The organism is Streptomyces ambofaciens ATCC 23877 (genome assembly GCF_001267885.1).
Classification (GTDB): domain Bacteria; phylum Actinomycetota; class Actinomycetes; order Streptomycetales; family Streptomycetaceae; genus Streptomyces; species Streptomyces ambofaciens.
The window spans coordinates 1237679-1256359 of sequence record NZ_CP012382.1 but is presented as its reverse complement, the minus strand read 5'-3'; the positions used below and the strand labels follow the sequence as shown (position 1 = coordinate 1256359).

The window sequence follows — 18681 nt, the reverse complement described above, 5'->3', positions numbered from 1 at the left end:
CCGGAACCCGTGATCCGCAGGCTCCCCGGCACCTCCCTCACTCCCTCACCTGTCGCCCCCCCGTAGGAGCCCATGCATCCCGATCACGAGTCCGCCTGGACCGCACCCGCCGAGGCGAAGGAGCAGCCGCGGCAGGTGCGCCGCATTCTGAGACTCTTCCGCCCCTACCGCGGCCGGCTCGCGATCGTCGGCCTGCTCGTCGGCGCCGCGTCGCTGGTGTCGGTCGCCACACCCTTCCTGCTGAAGGAGATCCTCGACGTCGCCCTCCCCGAGGGGCGCACGGGCCTGCTGAGCCTGCTCGCCCTCGGCATGATCCTCGGCGCCGTCCTCACCAGCGTCTTCGGTGTCCTGCAGACGCTGATCTCGACCACCGTCGGCCAGCGCGTCATGCACGACCTGCGCACCGCCGTCTACGGCCGGCTGCAGCAGATGTCCCTCGCCTTCTTCACCCGCACCCGCACGGGCGAGGTCCAGTCCCGCATCGCCAACGACATCGGCGGCATGCAGGCCACCGTCACGTCCACGGCGACCTCCCTGGTCTCCAACCTCACCAGCGTGGTCGCCACGATCGCCGCCATGGTCGTCCTGGACTGGCGCCTCACCGTCGTCTCGCTGCTCCTCCTGCCGGTGTTCGTGTGGATCAGCCGCCGCGTCGGGCGGGAACGCCGGAAGATCACCACCCGGCGCCAGAAGCAGATGGCCGCGATGGCCGCCACGGTCACCGAGTCGCTCTCCGTCAGCGGCATCCTGCTGGGCCGCACCATGGGTCGTTCCGACTCGCTCACCCGCGCCTTCGCCGACGAGTCCGAGAGCCTGGTCGACCTGGAGATCAGGTCGAACATGGCGGGCCGCTGGCGGATGGCGGTCATCACGATCGTCATGGCCGCCATGCCGGCCGTCATCTACTGGACCGCCGGCATCGCCCTCCAGCTCGGCGGCCCCGATGTCTCGCTCGGCACGATCGTCGCCTTCGTCTCGCTCCAGCAGGGCCTCTTCCGCCCGACCGTGAGCCTGCTGTCGACCGGCGTCCAGATCCAGGCCTCGCTCGCGCTCTTCCAGCGGATCTTCGAGTACCTCGACCTGCCGATCGACATCACCGAGCGGGACGACCCCCGCCACCTCGACCACATCAAGGGCGAGGTCCGGTTCGAGAACGTCGAGTTCCGCTACGACGGCAAGGGCACCCCGGTACTCGACGGCATCGACGTCACCGTCCCCGCGGGCAGCAGCCTCGCCGTCGTCGGCCCCACCGGCGCCGGCAAGTCCACCCTCGGCCACCTGGTGCCGCGGCTGTACGACGTGACGGGTGGCCGGGTCACCCTCGACGGGGTGGATGTGCGCGACCTCGACTTCGACACCCTCGCCCGCGCGGTCGGCGTCGTCTCGCAGGAGACGTACCTCTTCCACGCCTCGGTCGCCGAGAACCTGCGCTTCGCCAAGCCGGACGCCACCGACGCGGAGCTGGAGGCGGCGGCGAGGGCGGCCCAGATCCACGACCACATCGCCGCCCTGCCCGACGGGTACGACACGGTCGTGGGCGAGCGCGGCCACCGCTTCTCCGGCGGTGAGAAACAGCGCCTGGCCATCGCCCGCACCATCCTCCGCGACCCGCCCGTCCTCGTCCTCGACGAGGCCACCAGCGCCCTGGACACGCGTACCGAGGCCGCCGTGCAGGACGCGATCGACGCACTGTCCGCCAACCGCACCACCATCACCATCGCGCACCGCCTGTCCACCGTCCGGGACGCCGACCGCATCGTGGTCCTCGACTCGGGGCGCCTGGCGGAACAGGGCACGCACGAGGAGCTGCTGGCCCAGGAGGGCAGGTACGCGGCACTGGTGCGCCGGGACGCCCGACTGGCGCCGACAAAATGACGATATGCCGGGTTTGCTTGCATATGAGGGTTACCGTGCCCGCATGCAGACGAACATTCCGCCGCGCAGTGCGAGAGGCACCAGGAGAACGATCCGACTGACGCGCCGGGGCCGTATCGCCCTGATCGTGACCGGCGCCGTCGTCGCCGGCACCGCCGTGGCGGTGCCGCTGCTGACGACGGACGACGAGGGCGAGTCGGGCCCCACGTCCCTCGTGATCCCGGAGGGCTGGCGCGCGACCCAGGTCTACGCGGCCGTCGACAAGGCCCTCGCCCTGCCCGCCGGCACCACCAGGAAGTCATTGGCCAAGGCCGACCTCAAGCTGCCGAACGACGCCGAGGGCAACCCCGAGGGCTACCTCTTCCCGGCGACGTACCCGCTCGGCGAGGCCCCGACCCCGGAGAAGCTGCTGGCGGCCATGGTCGACAAGGCGAACGAGAAGTTCACCGGCGCGCCGGTCGCCGCGGGCGCCCAGCGCAACGCCCTGAACGTCTACCAGGCCGTCACCATCGCCAGCATCGTGCAGGCGGAGGCCGCCGGCCAGCGGGACATGGCCAAGGCCGCCCGGGTGATCTTCAACCGGCTGGAACGCGGTATGCCGCTGCAGATGGACTCCACCATCAACTACGCCCTGGGCCGGTCCACTCTGAACACCACCGCGAAGGACACCCGGATCGACAGCCCGTACAACTCGTACCAGCGCATGGGTCTGCCGCCCACCCCCATCGCCAACCCGGGCGACGAGGCGATGCGCGCCGCGATCAACCCCACCCCCGGCGACTGGCTGTACTTCGTCACGGTCAAGCCCGGCGACACCCGGTTCACCGCCGACTACGCCGAGCACCAGCGCAACGTCGCCGAGTTCAACCGCGTCCGGCAGGACGCCGCCAAGGAGGACCTGGCCACGTGACCGGGCGGGACGTCACGCGGCGACCCGCTCCCGTTCGGCCAGCAGCCGCCTGATGTCCCGTACGGCCGCGCGCCCGGCCCGGTTGGCGCCGATGGTGCTGGCGGACGGCCCGTAACCGACGAGATGCACGCGCGGGTCGGCGACCGCGCGCGTCCCCTCGACCCGGATGCCGCCGCCCGCCTCCCGCAGCCGCAGCGGTCTCAGATGGTCGATGGCGGCCCGGAACCCGGTCGCCCACAGGATGACGTCGGCTTCCACGCGCCGCCCGTCGCTCCACTCGACCCCCTCGGGCGTGATCCGGTCGAACATGGGCCGCCGGTCCAGCACCCCCGACGCCAGCCCGGCCCGGATCGCGTCGTTCAGCGGCAGCCCGGTCACCGACACCACGCTCTTGGGCGGCAGGCCCTGCCGTACCCGTTCCTCCACGAGCGCCACCGCAGCCCGGCCCGCGTTCTCGTCGAAGGGGCCCTCGCGGAAGACGGGAGGCCGCCTGGTCACCCACGTGGTGGCCGCGGCGTACGGAGCGATCTCCAGCAGGTGCTGCGTCCCCGAGGCGCCGCCGCCCACCACGACCACCCGCTGCCCGGCGAACTCCTCGGGACCGGTGTACCGCGCGGTGTGCAGTTGCCGTCCCCGGAAGGTCTCCTGCCCCGGGTAGCGCGGCCAGAAGGGCCGGTCCCAGGTGCCCGTCGCGTTGATCAGCGCCCGCGTCGACCAGGCTCCCGCCGAGGTCTCGACGAGCAGTCGCCCGCCCGTGCCCTCGCGCACCGCACGCACGTCGACGGGCCGCCGCACGCGCAGGTCGAAGGCCCGCTCGTACGCCGCGAAGTACTCGCCGACCACCTCCGCGGACGGCCGGCCCGGATCGGCGTCGGTCAGCTCCATGCCCGGCAGGGAGTGCATCCCGTGCACCTTGCCGTACGTCAGCGACGGCCAGCGGAACTGCCAGGCGCCTCCGGGGCCGGGGGCGTGGTCGAGCACGACGAAGTCACGGTCCGGCTCCCACCCGGTGCGCCGCAGATGGTGGGCCGCGGCGAGCCCCGCCTGACCGGCACCGATGACGACGACCTCGACCTCGCGAGTGTTGTTCACGTTTCTACCAACGGAGCGGAGGGCCCCGATCTTCCCCCGGCCCGCCCTTCTCCCGTCGGCCGTTCCCTGGCCCGTCCTTCTCCCGTCCGTCCTGCCTCGGCCCCGACGCTCCCGCGTCCGGACCGCCGCGTACGCCAGGATGGAGGGCATGCCAGACGCCTTCACCACCCGAGTCCTGAACCTCGCCACCGGCTCGGCGGAACGGGTCGCCGACATCACCGGTGACTGCGAGTCCTTCCTGCGCGAGGTCGCCGGCGGCCGCGACGGCCTCCTCAACGTCTTCGTGCCGCACGCCACCGCCGGGATCGCGATCATCGAGACCGGCGCGGGCAGCGACGACGACCTGCTCGCCGCGCTGCACACCCTGCTCCCCGCCGACGACCGCTGGCAGCACCGCCACGGCAGCCCCGGCCACGGCCGCGACCACGTCCTCCCCGCCTTCGTACCGCCCCACGCGACCCTGCCGGTGATCGGCGGACGGCTGGAACTCGGAACCTGGCAGTCGGTGTGCCTGGTGGACACCAACAGGGACAACCCGGACCGCCGGGTGCGGCTGTCGTTCCTCGGGTGACGGAGAGGCGAACCTGCCGGATCAAAACTCGCGTACGCGTTCGAAGATCGCTCTATAGTCGAGCCGCCCGAGACCGATGGTGAGCGTGTCAGCCACTGGTCCTCGGGTGCTCGCGTGCGCCGGGGGAGGCGATCGGTCGCACGAAGGACGCATCATCGAACCAGGGGGACCGAACCGTATGAGAGCACGTTCCCGTCGGCGCAGCGTCACCGCCGCCACGGTACTGGCGGCGGCGCTGGTCGCCACCACCCCGGGCCTCGCCGCGGCGGCGGATGAGAACCTTCCGCCCCTGCGGCCAAGTACCGCGACCCTCACCACCGACTCCGCCAAGGCATGTTCCGACGACCCCGTGTACGTGCCCCGCGCGCCCGACCTGAGGGCTGTCGTGGAGGACCCGACCGAGGACAACGAGCCGTGGGAGACCAACGCGGCCGGGGCCGAGTTCGCCCTCAGCTGGACCGATGCCGACGGGGGCGAGCAGCACCGCACATACACCTCGCCCGCGCTGAAGTCCCCCGCCACCCAGTTGTGGCGGACATCGGATCTTCCCGCCGACACCGTCGTCTCCTGGCACGTCCGCGCTGTCGACGACGAGGGGGCGGTCTCCGCCTGGAGCGACGAAGGACCGGGCACCACCTGCCGGTTCATCATCGACACGGTGAACCCGGAGTCCCCGACGGTGGTGTCCGAGCAGTATCCCGACGACATGGCCTGGCACGACGGGGTCGGTGTCTACGGCAGCTTCACGTTCGACTCCCCGTCCGAGGACGTCGTCGAGTACGACTACTCCGTCCTCGGCTCCCGGCACGGGCGGGTCCGGCCCGAAGAACCCGGTGGGCCGGTCACCGTCCGGTGGATGCCGGAGCACAGCGGGCCCTATTACATGCAGGTCGCCGCCATCGACCGGACGGGCCGCACCAGCGCCCGGACGACCCACTGGCTGCGCGTCGCCGAGGGCCGGGCTCCCGTGGCCCACTGGACGCTCGCGGATCCGGCGGGGTCCGGCACCGCCGCAGCGGAGACGGGTCCCGCGGCCCGCGCCGAGGACGGGGTCGTCTTCGGCGCCCCCGCTCCCTCCCGTACCGACCTCACCGCCACCGTCGCCCTCGACGGCCGGGGCAACAGCTATCTCACGCCGGACGTCTCCGTGGCCGACACCGACGGGACGTTCGCCCTCTCCGCCTGGGCCCGCCCCGCCGCCACCGACACCGCGATGACCGTCGCCAGCCAGGACGCCGGCGACGGCACTTCGGCCGTCACCCTCGGCCTGAGCCCTGCCGCGGACGGCAAGGCCGAGTGGGCCTTCGGCTACGGCGGCGCGCGCGTCACCGGCGGCAGCGCCACGGAGGGCGGCTGGGCCCACCTGACCGGCCTGTACGACGCCGAGGACGGCACGCTCAGCCTGCACGTCAACGGCACAGAGGTTGCCTCCCAGACAGGCGTGGCGGCGACGGCCGCCCCCGGCGCCTTCCAGATCGGACGTGCCCGCGGCGACGGCGGTGCGCGCTGGCGGGGCGAGATCGGCGACGTGCGCGTCTGGGACCGGGTGGTCTCCGGCGAGGAGATCGAGAGGATGGGGGCACGCCCCGCCGACCTGGTCGCGGCGTGGGACATAGAGCGCACGGAAGACGGGAGCGTCCCCGACCGGGACGGCGACACGCCGCTCAGGCTGCACGGCGGGACGGGGTTCTACACCCCGGACTTCGACGCCTGCCTGGAGGACCCCGAGTGCGTCGAGTTTCCCGCGGGGGCCATCGACGGCAACGATCACCTGGCCCTGGACGGGGCGGACGACTACGCCGCCACCGACGGTCCCCCGGTCGACACCGCGGACAGCTACAGCGTCGGTCTGCGGGTCCGCTCCACCGACACCTCCCCGGACCGGCCCATGACCGTCCTGTCGCAGGGCGACGCCGACCGCGACGCCTTCCGGGTCCGCTACGACCCGGCCGCGGCCGAGTGGCAGCTGGTCGTGACCCACGGCGACGAACCGGGCGCCCCCGAGACCGTCGTCGCGGCGCCCGGTGTTCCCACGTCCCATGACGAAGAGCTGGTCGTCGTGTACGACGACTCCGAGGGCCACATCACGTTGTACGTCCGCGGTGAGGCCGTGGCGACCGCACGGTTCAACGCCTCCTGGGCGGCTCCCGGCCCGCTGAACGTCGGCCGCGGCCACACCGCGGACGGCGGTTGGGGCGAGTACTTCCACGGCGGGGTGGACACCGTACGCGTCTTCAGGGGCGCTCTCACGCCGACCGAGGTGAAGTCCTTCGCCTACGCCTCCTGAAGGGCGGAGAGGTACGCAGGTCAGGGGTTGTCCTTGCCGGTGCCCCGTGGGCACCGGCAAGGACAACCCCTTGTCCCGCCGGGCCGAAGTCGGTCCGCACCCCGGTTCTCGCCGGCCGGGCGGTCAGACGCCGGCCCGGGGGCGCTTGTGGATCACCGCCCGCTTCAGCAGCGGCCACGCCAGGAGCAGCACGATCACCGCGTACACCGTCACCGCGAACGGGGTGTCGACCAGGCCCGTCACGCTGCCGTCGCTGATCTGCAGCGCGCGGCGCAGCTGCTGCTCGGCGTTGGGGCCGAGGATGACGCCGATCACGGCGGGCAGGATCGGCAGGCCGTAGCGCCGCATGCCGAAGCCGACCAGGCCGATGATGAGCAGGGTCACCAGGTCGACGACCTCGCCGCCGACCGCGTAGGCGCCGACGGCCGCGAAGAACATGATCCCGGCGTACAGGTACGGCCGCGGGATGCGCAGCAGCTTGGCCCAGACCGGCGCCAGGGGCAGGTTGAGCGCGAGCAGCAGCACCATGCCGACGAAGAGGGACGCGATCAGGCCCCAGACCAGCTCCGGTTCGCGTTCGAAGAGCAGCGGGCCCGGCTGGATGCCGTACTGCTGGAACGCGGCCAGCATGACCGCCGCGACCGCCGTCGTCGGCAGACCCAGGGTCAGCATGGACACCAGCGTGCCCGCCGCCGAGGCCGACGCGGCCGACTCGGGACCCGCCACGCCCTCGATCGCGCCCTTGCCCCACTCGTCCTTGTGCGGGGACAGCCTCTTCTCCGTGACGTACGACAGGAACGTGGGGATCTCCGCGCCGCCCGCCGGGATGGCGCCGAACGGGAACCCGATGAACGGGCCGCGCAGCCAGGACTTCCACGTCCGCTTCACGTCGGCGCGACCGAGCCAGGGGCGTCCCACCGGGATCGGTTCGGCCGCCCCGCGCCGCAGGTGCGCCGCCACCCACAGGGCCTCGCCGATCGCGAACAGGCCGACCGCGACGATCACCACGTCGATGCCGTCGGCGAGTTGGAGGGAGCCGAACGTCAGCCGCTGCTGGCCGGTCATCTGGTCCAGGCCCACCAGTCCGATCGTCAGGCCGATCAGCAGGGAGGCCAGGCCTCTGACGCGCGACGAACCCAGCACCGACGTCACGGCGATGAACGCCAGCACCATGATGGCGAAGTAGTCCGGCGCACCGATGTCCACCGCCAGGTCGGCGACCACGGGTGCCAGGGCCACCAGCAGGACCGTGCCGATCATGCCGCCCGCGAAGTGGCCTATGGCGGCGGCCGCCAGCGCCTGGGCGCCGCGCCCCGCCTTGGCCATGGGGTTGCCCTCCATGGCCGCGACCACCGCGGCGCTCTCACCGGGGGTGTTGAGCAGGATGGAGGTGGTCGAACCGCCGAACATCGCGCCGTAGTAGATGCCGGCGAACATGATGAACGCGGCGACCGGATCCAGCCCGTACGTCACCGGCAGCAGCAGGGCCACCGCCATCGCGGGGCCGATGCCGGGCAGGACGCCGATGGCCGTGCCCAGCAGCACACCGACGGCGGCCCACAGGAGGTTGAGCGGGGTGAGGGCCGTCCCGAAGCCGTCCATGAGGGAGTTCAGGGCGTTCATGTCAGAGCACTCCCATCAGTGGACCGCCGGGCAGCGGCACTCCGAGCAGCTTGTCGAAGACGACGTAGGTGAGCAGGGACAGCACCGCGGCGATGAGCGGATCGCGGTCCGAGCGGCGGCTGCCGAGGGCGAAGGCGGCGCCCCAGAACAGGAGCGCTCCGGCGACGGGGAAGCCGGCCGGCTCGATGAGCACGGCCGAGCCGAGAAAGATCCCGGCGAGCAGCAGCACCGTGCGCCAGTCGGCCGGTTCGGACAGGTCGACGTCCTCGCCGCCCTCGGCCTCGCCCCGGCCGCCGCGCAGGACGTCCACGGCGAGCAGCGCGGCGATCAGCAGCAGGCCGGCGCCGACCACGACCGGGACGGTCTTGGGGCCGACCGGCCCGCGCTGGGTGATGTCGACGTCCATGGTGAGCGCGTCGGTCAGGACCAGGGCGCCGAGCGCCAGCAGGAGGACGCACACGCCCAGTTCGGAGTGGTCCCGCAGCCAGGAGCGCCGCTCGGGCGCCTGCGCCGGGTCCGGGCCCGGGGAGGATTCGGTCCGCGTCGTCACAGTCCCAGCTCCTTCAGTACCGACACCACGCGCTTGTCCTGGGCGTCCAGGAACGCGCCGAACCTCTCACCGGTGAGGAAGGCGTCGTCCCAGCCGTTCTGCTCCATGGACTTCTTCCATTCCGGGGAGGCGTGCAGCTCCTCGGCCAGCCGGATCAGCTTCTTGCGCTCCGCGTCGGAGAGCCCGGGCGGGGCGACTATGCCGCGCCAGTTGGTGAAGTCCACGTCGTAGCCGGACTCCTTGAGCGTCGGCGCCTCCCGGAGGTCGTCGACCCGCTCCGGGCCGGTCACCGCGAGCACCCTCAGCTCGCCCGCCTTGATCTGGTCCAGGTACTCGCCGACGCCGGAGACCCCGAAGCCGACCTTGTTGCCGAGGATCGAGGCGAGCAGCTCGCCGCCGCCGTCGAAGGGGATGTAGTTGACCGACCTGGGGGAGATCCCGGCTGCCTGCGCCATCAGCATCGGCGCGAGATGGTCCGGCCCGCCCGGCGAGGAGCCGCCCCCCACGGGGATCTTGCCCGGGTCCTTCTTCCAGGCACCGATCAGCTCGTCGATCGTCCTGTACGGCGAGTCCTTGGCGACCACGACGACGTCCTGCTCCTCGGTGAGGCGAGCGATCGGCGTGGTGTCGGCGAGGGTCTTGGGCGCGTGGTTGGAGCGGGCGGCGCCGACGACGCCGAGCCCCATGGACATGGCGAGCTTGCCGTTGCCGTGCTCACTCACCAGCCGGCTCAGCCCCACGGTGCCGCCGGCGCCGGGCAGGTTGAACACCTCGATGTTGTGCGTCAGCCCGGCGTCCTCGGCGTTCTTCGCGGCCGTGCGGGCGGTGATGTCGTAGCCCCCGCCGGGCGTGTTGGGGACCATGAAGCGCAGGCCGGGGATCTGTGTGCCGGTCCCGGCGTCGCTGCCCGTGGAGAGCAACGGCGGTCCCGCGAGCACGAGCACGGCGGCCCCGAGCAGGGCAAGGGGGGTGCGCAGACGCACGTATGACACCACCTGTCGGTTGGGTAGATCGGTACGGGGGAGCCCTGTGGGGGAGGGTGACGTGGGCCACATGGTGCCCCTGCCCCCGCTCGCTGTCTTCCTTGCGGAACCAAGGGAGGTTGTGGTCTTTGCGGTCGCGCCGGAGCGGGGCCGGCGCCCTCGTGGTGCGTCTCCGGAGGGTCGCCGGTTCATTGCGAAGACAACACATCCCTTTCCTTCGCCGCAGGTGGGCGCCATGATGGCGACCCGGCGCACCCGCCGGGCGCCCCGCCCTCCCGCCCCAGCCCGCCAGTCGAGATCGAGTCCGCCGTGGCCCCCACCTTCCGCCGTCAGACCCTCGCGGGCGAGATGCTGGTCCTCCAGCTCGCCATCGTCGTGGTGGTCCTGCTCGCGGTCGCCGCCGTCTCGCTCGCCCAGTCCGAGGCCACCTTCAACCGCGTCGAGGGCCGCCGGGTCACCGCCCTGGCCGAACAGCTGGCCGCCACTCCGCTGGTCCGCAGCCAGCTTCTGCGTCCCGTGCCGCAGGAGGCCCTGGCCCCGCTGGTGAACGCCACTCAGACCCAGTCCGGGGTCACCTCGGTCACGGTGGCCGACGCCGACGGCCGTGTCGTCAGCTCCACCGACCCCACGACGATCGGTGGCCGGCTGCCGCGCGGCGAGGGCGCCGCCGAGGGGCGCGGCTGGTCCGGGCCGCTGGCGGTGCGGGGCGGCCGGGAGCTGGTCGCCCAGGTTCCGGTGCTCGGTGCCACCCGGCAGACCCTCGGCCGGCACCTGGGCACGGTGATGGTCGGTGAGGCCGACCCCACGGTGTGGCAGCGGCTGAGCGGCGCCTCCTCCTACCTGCTGGCCTACCTCGGCGTCGCGAGCGGCCTCGGAGTGGCCGGTTCCTGGCTGCTCGCCCGGCGCGTCAAACGGCAGACCCTCGGCCTCGAACCGCGCGAGATCGCCGGACTGGCCGAGCACCGGGAGGCCATGCTCTACGGCATCGCCGAGGGCGTGGTCGCCCTCGATCCGCAGCACCGGCTCACCCTGGTCAACGAGATGGGCCGGCGCCTGCTCGACCTGCCCGTGGACTGCGTGGGCCAGAACCTGGACGGCCTCGGCATCGACGGACGGCTGCGCGACGTCCTGGCCGGCGCCACCGCCGACGCGGCGGAACCACGTGACGAGGTCGTCGTCCGCCACGGCCGGGTCCTGGTGATGAACCGCATGACCGTCACCAAGGACGGCCGCCCGCTCGGCTCGGTCACCACCCTGCGCGACCGCACCGAACTGGCCCGCCTGGAGAGGGAGATCGGTTCCTTCCGCAGCACCTCCGAGCTGCTGCGCGCCCAGGCCCACGAGTTCGCCAACCAGTTGCACACCATCTCCGGGCTCATCGAGATCGGCGAGCAGGACGAGGTCGTGCGCTACATCCGCGCGCTCAGCCGGCGCCGCCAGTCCCTGGACGTCACCCTCAGCCGTCGGGTCCGCGACACCGCCGTCGCCGCGCTGCTGACGGCGAAGTCCTCCCTCGCGGCCGAGCGCAGGGTCGCCCTGCGTGTCTCGGACCGCACGGCGCTCGACCGGCTGGCCCCGGAGGACGCCGCCGACGTGGCCACCGTGGTCGGCAACCTCGTCGACAACGCCGTGGACGCCGCCGCGGTGCCCGGTGACGGCCACGAGGCCTGGGTGGAGGTCGAGCTGCGGCAGGACGCCTCCAGCGTCGAGATCGTGGTCCGTGACTCCGGGCCCGGGGTGGCCCCCGAACTGGCCCGCGAGGTGTTCTCCCACGGCTTCACCACCAAGGCCGCCCGGCAGGGTGAGCGCGGCATCGGCCTGGCGCTGACCCGGCTGGTCTGCGAACGTCACGGCGGTGAGATCACGGTGGCCAACACCCCCGAGGGCGCCATGTTCACCGCACGCATGACCGTCAGCCACCTCACCGGAGCGGTGGCGGAAGGAGCAGCACCATGACGGGTACGAGCGGCCCGGCCGCCGCCACGGCCGGCGCGACGGGAGCGGCGCCCCGTGCCGCCGGAGCCGCGATCGGCGTGCTCGTGGTCGACGACGACTTCATGGTGGCCCGCGTCCACCGCGCCTTCGTCGAACGCGTCGACCTCTTCCGGGTCGTCGGCGTGGCCGGCACCGGCGAGGAGGCCCTCGCCGCCGTCGGGGAGCTGCGCCCCGACCTCGTCCTGCTCGACCTGTACCTGCCGGACGTCTTCGGCCTCGACGTCATTCCCCGGCTGCGCGCCGCCGGCCACGACTGCGACGTCATGGTCGTCAGCGCGGCCCGGGAGGCGGACGCGGTGCGCGGCGCCGTCCGGCACGGCGTGGTCGACTACCTGCTCAAACCCTTCGAGTTCGAGGACCTGCGGGTCCGGCTGGAGCGCTACGCCGCCCAGCGGGGCCGGCTCCTCGGCGCGGTGGTCCGCAGTCAGGCCGACGTCGACCGCGTACTGGCCGGATCGGCACCGGCCGCCGCGGTGCCGGCGTTGCCCAAGGGCATGAGCGTGGAGACCGCCGAGCTGGTCGAACGGACCCTGCGCGGGGCCGACGGCACCCTGTCCGCCAGCGAGTGCGCGGCACTGACCGGGGTGTCCCGGGTCAGTGCCCGCCGCTACCTGGAGTACTTCCACACCGTCGGCACCGCGGAGGTCTCCCTGCGGTACGGCGTGGCGGGACGGCCGGAACGCCGCTACCGCTTCCGGGGGCGCCCGACGGGGCTCGGCACGGCCGGCGGCGCGACCCGTCCTCACCCGCGGGAGGGATGACCGGACAGCGGGAACGCCGGCCGAACGGCACGGAGGAACGGCACGGTTGAACAGGACGGCGGAACGGCACGGCGGAACAGGACGGCGGAACAGCACGGTTGAACGGCACGGCCGACCGCGGGCGGAGTGGTCACCGGCGGACGCGGTCACCGGTCGGAGCGGTCACCGGCCGGGCGCCCCCGCGCGCAGTCCGTCCATCACCAGGTCCAGGAGCCGGGTGACCCTCGGCTGCCAGTCCTCGCGCGGATCGACCTGCCAGAGACCGCCGATGGCGAGGAGGAAGTCGTCCGCCGTGACGCCGGGGCGGATGGCCCCGGCGTCCTCGCCCGCGCGCAGCAGGAGCTCGGCGGCCTCCATCACGGGCGTGGGGCCCGGCTTCGCCGGTCCGCCGGGCGCGCTGGTGACCAGCCGGATCGCGTCCGCCAGCCCGGCCTTGGTCATGGCGAACCGGGCCAGGCGGTCCATCCACTCACGTAGGGCGTGTTCGGGGCCCCGGGTGGCCAGCAGCTGTCGCGCGGCGTCGGCCACCTGCTGCATCTCGTAGCGGTAGATCTCCAGGACGAGCGCCTCGCGGTGCGGGAAGTTGCGGTAGAAGGTGCCCTGTCCCACGCCCGCCTTCCTGGCGATGGCGCTCAACGGCGCGTTCGCGCAGCGCGTCAGTTCCTCCCTGGCCACTTCCAGGATGCGCTCGCGGTTGCGCTGGGCGTCCGAGCGCAGGGGAGCGTCCTTCTTGTCCCGGTCCGGGTGAGGCACTCCTCCTCCTTCCACGGTCATGGCCGAATACCGTCCTTGCTAAGCGGACAACTGTCCGTTACGTTCTCGTGAGCGGACAGCTGTCCGGTTGCCTGCCACGATAGCGGCGGAACGGGCCGGCGTAACCCGCAGGTGCGCTCACATACGGGCGAATCCGCCGCCTGCACCCCCATCCTCTGCCACCCGACACAGCCGACACAGCCGACAGCCCACAGTCACCGGACCCAGTCACCAGACGCAGTCAACAGACACGAAGAAGGCTGATCATGGCCCCAGCGCCCTCGTCGACGTCCAGCGCCGTCGTCCTGAACATCAACGGCGAGAAGCACCAGCTGACCGTCGACCACCGCACCACCCTGCTCGACGCCCTGCGCGAGCGCCTCGACCTCACCGGCACCAAGAAGGGCTGCGACCAGGGACAGTGCGGCGCCTGCACCGTCCTGGTCGACGGGCGCCGCGCCGTCTCCTGCCTGAATCTCGCCGTCGCCGCCGAGGGGCGGGAGATCACCACCATCGAGGGCATGGCCGAGGGCGACCGGCTGCACCCGGTGCAGCAGGCCTTCCTCGACCTCGACGGCTACCAGTGCGGCTACTGCACACCCGGCCAGATATGTTCGGCCGTCGCCGTCATCGAGGAGCACGCGGCCGGCTGGCCCAGCGCCGCCACCGAGGACGTCCGCCCCGAGGCCGGACCACCACCCCTGACACCGGACGAGATCCGCGAGCGCATGAGTGGGAACCTGTGCCGCTGCGGTGCCTACGTCTCCATCGTCGAGGCGGTCGCCCGCGCGGCCGAGGCCCACGACGCGACGGCCCATGACGGCGACGGCGCCCGCGACGGCTCCGCCAAGGGGGCGGCGGCATGAGGGAGTTCGGCTACCAGCGCGCCGACGACGTGTCCGGCGCGGTGGCACTGCTCGCCGCCGACCCGGACGCCCGTTTCCTCGGCGGCGGCACCAATCTCGTCGACCTGATGAAGACCGGCGTCGAGCGCCCCGCCCGGCTCGTCGACGTCCGCGACCTCCCCCTGGACGGCATCGGTCCGACCGCCGACGGCGGCCTGCGCATCGGCGCGACCGTCACCAACAGCGACCTCGCCGCCCACCTCGAAGTGCGCCGCCGATACCCGGCGTTGACCCAGGCGGTGCTGGCCGGAGCCTCCGGTCAGCTGCGCAACATGGCCACCGTCGGCGGCAACCTGCTCCAGCGCACCCGCTGCGGCTACTTCACCGACGTGAGCAAGCCGTGCAACAAGCGCGTGCCGGGCAGCGGTTGCCCCGCCGTCACCGGCGAGCACCACAACCACGCCATTCTCGGCGCCTCCGACCACTGCGTGGCCGTGCACCCCTCGGACATGGGCGTGGCCCTCGCCGCCTTCGACGCGGTCGTCTCCTACGAGACCCCCGACGGGCCGGGCGAGTCGCCGCTCGCCGACTTCTACCTCCCCGTCGGTGACACCCCGCACCGCGAGACCGCCCTGCCGCCCGGGGCGCTGATCACCGGCGTGACCCTGCCGGCCGCCCCGGTCGCCGCCCGCTCCCGCTACCGCAAGGTGCGCGAGCGCGCCTCGTACGCCTTCGCGATCGGCTCGGTGGCCGCCGCGCTCGACGTCGAGGACGGCGTCGTACGCGACGCACGGCTGGCCCTCGGAGCGGTCGCCTCCCGGCCCTGGCGGGCCCGCGCCGCCGAGGACGTGCTGATCGGCGCGCCGGCCGACGGCGCGACCTTCGCCGCCGCCGCGGACGCCGAACTCGCGGCCGCCAGGCCGCTGCCCGACAACGGATACAAGGTGACCCTGATGCGCAACCTCGTGGTGGCCGTGCTGACCGAACTCACCGAGGAGGCCGCCCGATGACCACCGTCACCACCGGCCGTACGACGGTCAAGGGCGCCGTCGGCACCTCGCACACGCGCGTGGAGGGCCGCGACAAGGTCACCGGAGCGGCCCGCTACGCCGGCGAGATCCCCTTCGCCGACCTCGCGCACGGCTGGCTGGTGCTGTCCACCGTCGCCCGCGGCCGCATCCGCTCCATCGACACCGACGCCGTCCTCGGCATGCCGGGCGTCCTCACCGTCCTGCACCACGGCAACGCCCCGCGCGTCGACACCGACTACATCGGCATGCTGGGCATCCCGCCGGACCCGACCGCCGCCGTCTTCCAGGACGAGCGGGTACCGCACGCGGGCTGGCCCGTCGCCCTGGTCGTCGCCGAGACGCCCGAGGAGGCGCGGGAGGCCGCCGAGGCCCTCGCCGTCACGTACGACACGGAGCCGCACGACACCGCGCTCACCGCGGACCACCCCGACGCCTACCCGGCAGAGGGGCACATGCCGGCGGAGACCGAGAAGGGCGACCTGGCGGCCGGGCTCGCCGCCTCCACCGTCGTGGTCGACGAGGAGTACACGACTCCCGAAGAGCACCACAGCATGATGGAGCCGCACGCGGCCACGGCCCTGTGGGACGGCGGCCGGCTGGAGGTGGTCGACTCCAACCAGGGCACCACCTGGGTCCAGGGCGAGCTGGCGAAGATGTTCTCCCTCGACGAGTCCGCGGTGCGGGTGCGCTCCGAGCACATCGGCGGCGGCTTCGGCAGCAAGGGCCTGCGCGCCCACCAGGTGTCCGCGGTCATGGCGGCGACCCTCCTGGAGCGACCGGTGCGGGTGGTGATGACGAGGCGTCAGATGTTCTCGCTGGCCGGCTACCGCAGCCCCACCACCCAGCGCGTACGGCTCGGTGCCGACGCCGACGGCCGGCTGCGCGCCCTGGAGCACCGTTCCCTGAACCAGACGTCGACCGTCTACGAGTTCGTCGAGCCCGGCGCCGGTGTCGCCAGGGTGATGTACGACGCCGAGGCCCACCGTACGGCCAACCACGTCGTACGGCTCGACGTGCCGTCCCCGACCTTCATGCGGGCGCCGGGCGAGGCGCCGGGCTCCTTCGCGATCGAGGTGGCGCTCGACGAACTCGCCGAACGCTGCGGCGTCGACCCCATCGAGCTGCGCCTGCGCAACGAGCCGGACGTCGGCCCGGTCTCCGGCCTGCCCTTCAGCAGCCGCAACCTCGCGGCCTGCTTCCACGAGGGCGCCCGGCGCTTCGGCTGGGCGGACCGCGACCCGCGCCCCGGCGTGCGCCGCGAGGGCCGCTGGCTGCTGGGCACCGGCACGGCCGCCGCCTCCTTCGGCGCGGGCGCCGGTCCCTCCACGGCCCTGCTGACCGCGGAGGCCGACGGCACCTTCACCGTGCGGATCGCCGCCGCCGACATCGGCACCGGCGCCCGTACCGCCCTGACCCTGGTCGCCGCCGACGCGCTGGAGGTCGCGCCCGAGCGGGTCCGGGTGCGGATCGGGGACAGCGACTTCGGGCCGGCGATGATCGCGGGCGGCTCGATGGGGACCCGGTCCTGGGCGTGGGCGATCACCGCGGCGGCCGGTGAACTGCGCGAGCGGCTCGCCCTCGGCACGAGCGTCCCGCCCGAGGGCATCACCGTCCGCTCCGACACCACCGAGGCCCTCGGGGCCCTCGCGCAGAAGGAACGGCACTCCTTCGGGGCGCAGTTCGCCGAGGTCGCCGTGGACACCGCCACCGGTGAGGTGCGGGTGCGCCGGATGCTCGGCATCTTCGCGGCGGGCCGCATCGTCAACCCGCTCACCGCCCGCAACCAGCTCGTCGGCGGGATGATCTGGGGCATCTCCATGGCCCTGCACGAGGAGGCGGTCCGGGACCGGGCGAGCGGCGGCCTCTACGGCCCCGACCTCGCCGGCTACCACGTCGCCACGCACGCCGACGTCCCGGACGTCGAGGCGGACTGGGTGGACGACCCCGATCCGGACGACCCGGTCGGTATCAAGGGCGTCGGCGAGATCGGCATCGTCGGTGCGGCGGCGGCCGTCGCCAACGCGGTCTGGCACGCGACCGGCGTACGCCACCGGAACCTTCCCATCCGGCCCGACCGTGTGCTCTCGGCCGCGGCGCCCGAGGGCGGGGGAGCGGCCGATGCTTGACATCGCCGACGAGCTGGACGGCTGGCTCGCCGAGGGCCGGGAGTTCGCCGTCGCCACGGTCGTCTCCGTCGGCGGCAGCGCGCCGCGTGGTCCCGGCGCCGCCCTCGCCGTCGACAGCGGGGGCACGGCGATCGGATCGGTCTCCGGCGGTTGTGTCGAGGGCGCGGTGTACGAGCTGTGCGCCGAGGCCCTGCGGAACGGCGAGCCCGTGCGGGAACGGTTCGGCTACAGCGACGAGGACGCCTTCGCGGTCGGACTGACCTGTGGTGGCGTCATCGACGTGCTGGTCACGCCGGTCGGCGCGGACGCGCCCGAGCGGGAGGTCCTGCGAGCGGCCCTGTCGGCCGTCGCCGGGGGCGCGACCGCGGCCCTCGCCCGGGTCGTCGAGGGCCCGTCCGGGATTCTGGGCCGGGCCCTGCTCGTCCGCCCCGACGGCTCGTACGACGGAGGGCTCGGCGGCCATCCGGACCTGGACCGCACGGCGGTGGCCGAGGCCCGGGCCCTGCTGGAGGCCGGCCGCACCGGCACGGTCGGCATCTCGGAGGACGGCTCGCACTGCCCCGGCGGACTCACGCTGCTCGTCGAGTCCAGGGTGCCGCCGCCCCGCATGATCGTCTTCGGGGCGGTCGACTTCGCCGCGGCGCTGGTGCGGGCCGGCAAGTTCCTCGGCCACCACGTGACCGTGTGCGACGCCAGGCCCGTCTTCGCCACCGCGGCCCGTTTCCCCGAGGCCGACGAGGTCGTCGTGGACTGGCCGCACCGCTACCTGCGGAGCACGCCGACCGACGAACGCACGGTGCTGTGCGTCCTCACCCACGACGCCAAGTTCGACGTACCGCTGCTGACGGAGGCCCTGCGGACGCCGGTCGCGTACGTCGGTGCCATGGGTTCGCGCCGCACCCACGAGGACCGCGACCGGCGGCTGCGCGCAGCGGGCCTGACCGAGCGCGAGCTGTCCCGGCTCCGCTCACCGATCGGCCTGGACCTCGGCGCCCGGACGCCCGAGGAGACCGCGCTCTCCATCGCGGCGGAGATCGTCGCGATGCGGCGCGGCGGAACGGGCGTACCCCTGACGGGCGGGGCGGCCCCGATCCACCGCGACCTGACGAGTGCCGCCGCCTGACCACTCCCCTCCGGCGGCCCCGCCCGGTGGCGTCCGACCGGCGGGGCCGCCGTCGCCGGCGGTCGGCGGGCTGCCGTGTGGGCCGTCTCCGACGTCGGCTGCATGGCCGGGCTGCTGTCGCCGGCGGCGGTTGCGTGCCGTGTGGGCCGTCATCGG

The 18681-nt window shown here is 73.2% G+C and carries 15 protein-coding genes; 10 read left to right on the top strand and 5 right to left on the bottom strand.

Translation table 11 applies throughout. From position 1 onward, the window contains the following. The first annotated feature begins 72 nt into the window (after positions 1-72). Together SAM23877_RS05570 and mltG are read left to right on the top strand one after the other, a co-directional pair. A complete protein-coding gene (locus tag SAM23877_RS05570) occupies positions 73-1875 on the top strand; it encodes an ABC transporter ATP-binding protein (protein ID WP_053127476.1) in 1803 nt (600 codons plus the stop codon). 43 nt (positions 1876-1918) lie between these two features. Further along, positions 1919-2785, top strand: coding sequence for an endolytic transglycosylase MltG (mltG, locus tag SAM23877_RS05565; RefSeq protein WP_162492088.1), 867 nt, complete (start codon positions 1919-1921; stop codon positions 2783-2785). A gap of 12 nt (positions 2786-2797) precedes the next feature. Here mltG and SAM23877_RS05560 read toward each other — a convergent pair whose 3' ends face one another. Then, positions 2798-3877: an NAD(P)-binding domain-containing protein gene (locus SAM23877_RS05560; protein ID WP_053127474.1), complete on the bottom strand. Its 1080-nt coding sequence runs from the start codon at positions 3875-3877 to the stop codon at positions 2798-2800. A gap of 148 nt (positions 3878-4025) precedes the next feature. Between SAM23877_RS05560 and SAM23877_RS05555 the strand changes: the two genes are divergently transcribed. Together SAM23877_RS05555 and SAM23877_RS05550 are read left to right on the top strand one after the other, a co-directional pair. Then, the gene (locus SAM23877_RS05555; RefSeq protein WP_053127472.1) at positions 4026-4448 is read left to right on the top strand and encodes a secondary thiamine-phosphate synthase enzyme YjbQ; all 423 of its coding nucleotides are present in this window, start codon (positions 4026-4028) and stop codon (positions 4446-4448) included. Between the two features lie 178 nt (positions 4449-4626). Next, positions 4627-6735 carry a LamG domain-containing protein gene (locus tag SAM23877_RS05550; protein WP_053127470.1) on the top strand — a complete coding sequence of 703 codons (2109 nt, stop codon included), beginning with the start codon at positions 4627-4629 and terminating at the stop codon, positions 6733-6735. Positions 6736-6858: 123 nt separating this feature from the next. On the opposite strand, the gene SAM23877_RS05545 is transcribed toward SAM23877_RS05550, so the two are convergent. Genes SAM23877_RS05545 through SAM23877_RS05535 form a run of 3 tightly spaced genes read right to left on the bottom strand, consistent with a single transcriptional unit; the run spans position 6859 to position 9891 of the window. Continuing rightward, positions 6859-8358, bottom strand: coding sequence for a tripartite tricarboxylate transporter permease (locus SAM23877_RS05545; RefSeq protein ID WP_053127468.1), 1500 nt, complete (start codon positions 8356-8358; stop codon positions 6859-6861). 1 nt (position 8359) lies between these two features. Then, positions 8360-8908 (bottom strand): tripartite tricarboxylate transporter TctB family protein, encoded by a 549-nt coding sequence (locus tag SAM23877_RS05540; protein ID WP_053127466.1) that lies wholly within the window; start codon positions 8906-8908, stop codon positions 8360-8362. Beyond that, the gene (locus SAM23877_RS05535) at positions 8905-9891 is read right to left on the bottom strand and encodes a Bug family tripartite tricarboxylate transporter substrate binding protein (protein WP_053127465.1); all 987 of its coding nucleotides are present in this window, start codon (positions 9889-9891) and stop codon (positions 8905-8907) included. The genes SAM23877_RS05540 and SAM23877_RS05535 overlap by 4 nt, the downstream gene beginning before the upstream one ends. A 309-nt stretch (positions 9892-10200) precedes the next feature. Between SAM23877_RS05535 and SAM23877_RS05530 the strand changes: the two genes are divergently transcribed. Together SAM23877_RS05530 and SAM23877_RS05525 are read left to right on the top strand one after the other, a co-directional pair. Continuing rightward, positions 10201-11847: a sensor histidine kinase gene (locus SAM23877_RS05530; protein WP_053127463.1), complete on the top strand. Its 1647-nt coding sequence runs from the start codon at positions 10201-10203 to the stop codon at positions 11845-11847. Beyond that, entirely contained in the window at positions 11844-12647 is an 804-nt protein-coding gene (locus SAM23877_RS05525) for a response regulator (RefSeq protein WP_053127461.1), read from the top strand. The genes SAM23877_RS05530 and SAM23877_RS05525 overlap by 4 nt, the downstream gene beginning before the upstream one ends. A 162-nt stretch (positions 12648-12809) precedes the next feature. Here SAM23877_RS05525 and SAM23877_RS05520 read toward each other — a convergent pair whose 3' ends face one another. After that, positions 12810-13421: a TetR/AcrR family transcriptional regulator gene (locus tag SAM23877_RS05520; RefSeq protein ID WP_053127459.1), complete on the bottom strand. Its 612-nt coding sequence runs from the start codon at positions 13419-13421 to the stop codon at positions 12810-12812. Between the two features lie 245 nt (positions 13422-13666). Here SAM23877_RS05520 and SAM23877_RS05515 point away from each other — a divergent pair, with 245 nt between their 5' ends. From SAM23877_RS05515 to SAM23877_RS05500, 4 genes are read left to right on the top strand one after another with little or no spacing between them, the layout of a single operon-like run. Next, the gene (locus SAM23877_RS05515; RefSeq protein ID WP_053127457.1) at positions 13667-14266 is read left to right on the top strand and encodes a 2Fe-2S iron-sulfur cluster-binding protein; all 600 of its coding nucleotides are present in this window, start codon (positions 13667-13669) and stop codon (positions 14264-14266) included. After that, a complete protein-coding gene (locus tag SAM23877_RS05510; protein ID WP_053127455.1) occupies positions 14263-15255 on the top strand; it encodes an FAD binding domain-containing protein in 993 nt (330 codons plus the stop codon). The genes SAM23877_RS05515 and SAM23877_RS05510 overlap by 4 nt, the downstream gene beginning before the upstream one ends. Then, a complete protein-coding gene (locus tag SAM23877_RS05505) occupies positions 15252-17402 on the top strand; it encodes a xanthine dehydrogenase family protein molybdopterin-binding subunit (protein ID WP_053127453.1) in 2151 nt (716 codons plus the stop codon). Before SAM23877_RS05510 ends, SAM23877_RS05505 begins: the two co-directional genes overlap by 4 nt. After that, on the top strand, positions 17395-18525 hold the full coding sequence (locus SAM23877_RS05500; RefSeq protein ID WP_053127451.1) for an XdhC family protein: 1131 nt from the start codon (positions 17395-17397) through the stop codon (positions 18523-18525). The genes SAM23877_RS05505 and SAM23877_RS05500 overlap by 8 nt, the downstream gene beginning before the upstream one ends. Positions 18526-18681: the final 156 nt, after the last annotated feature.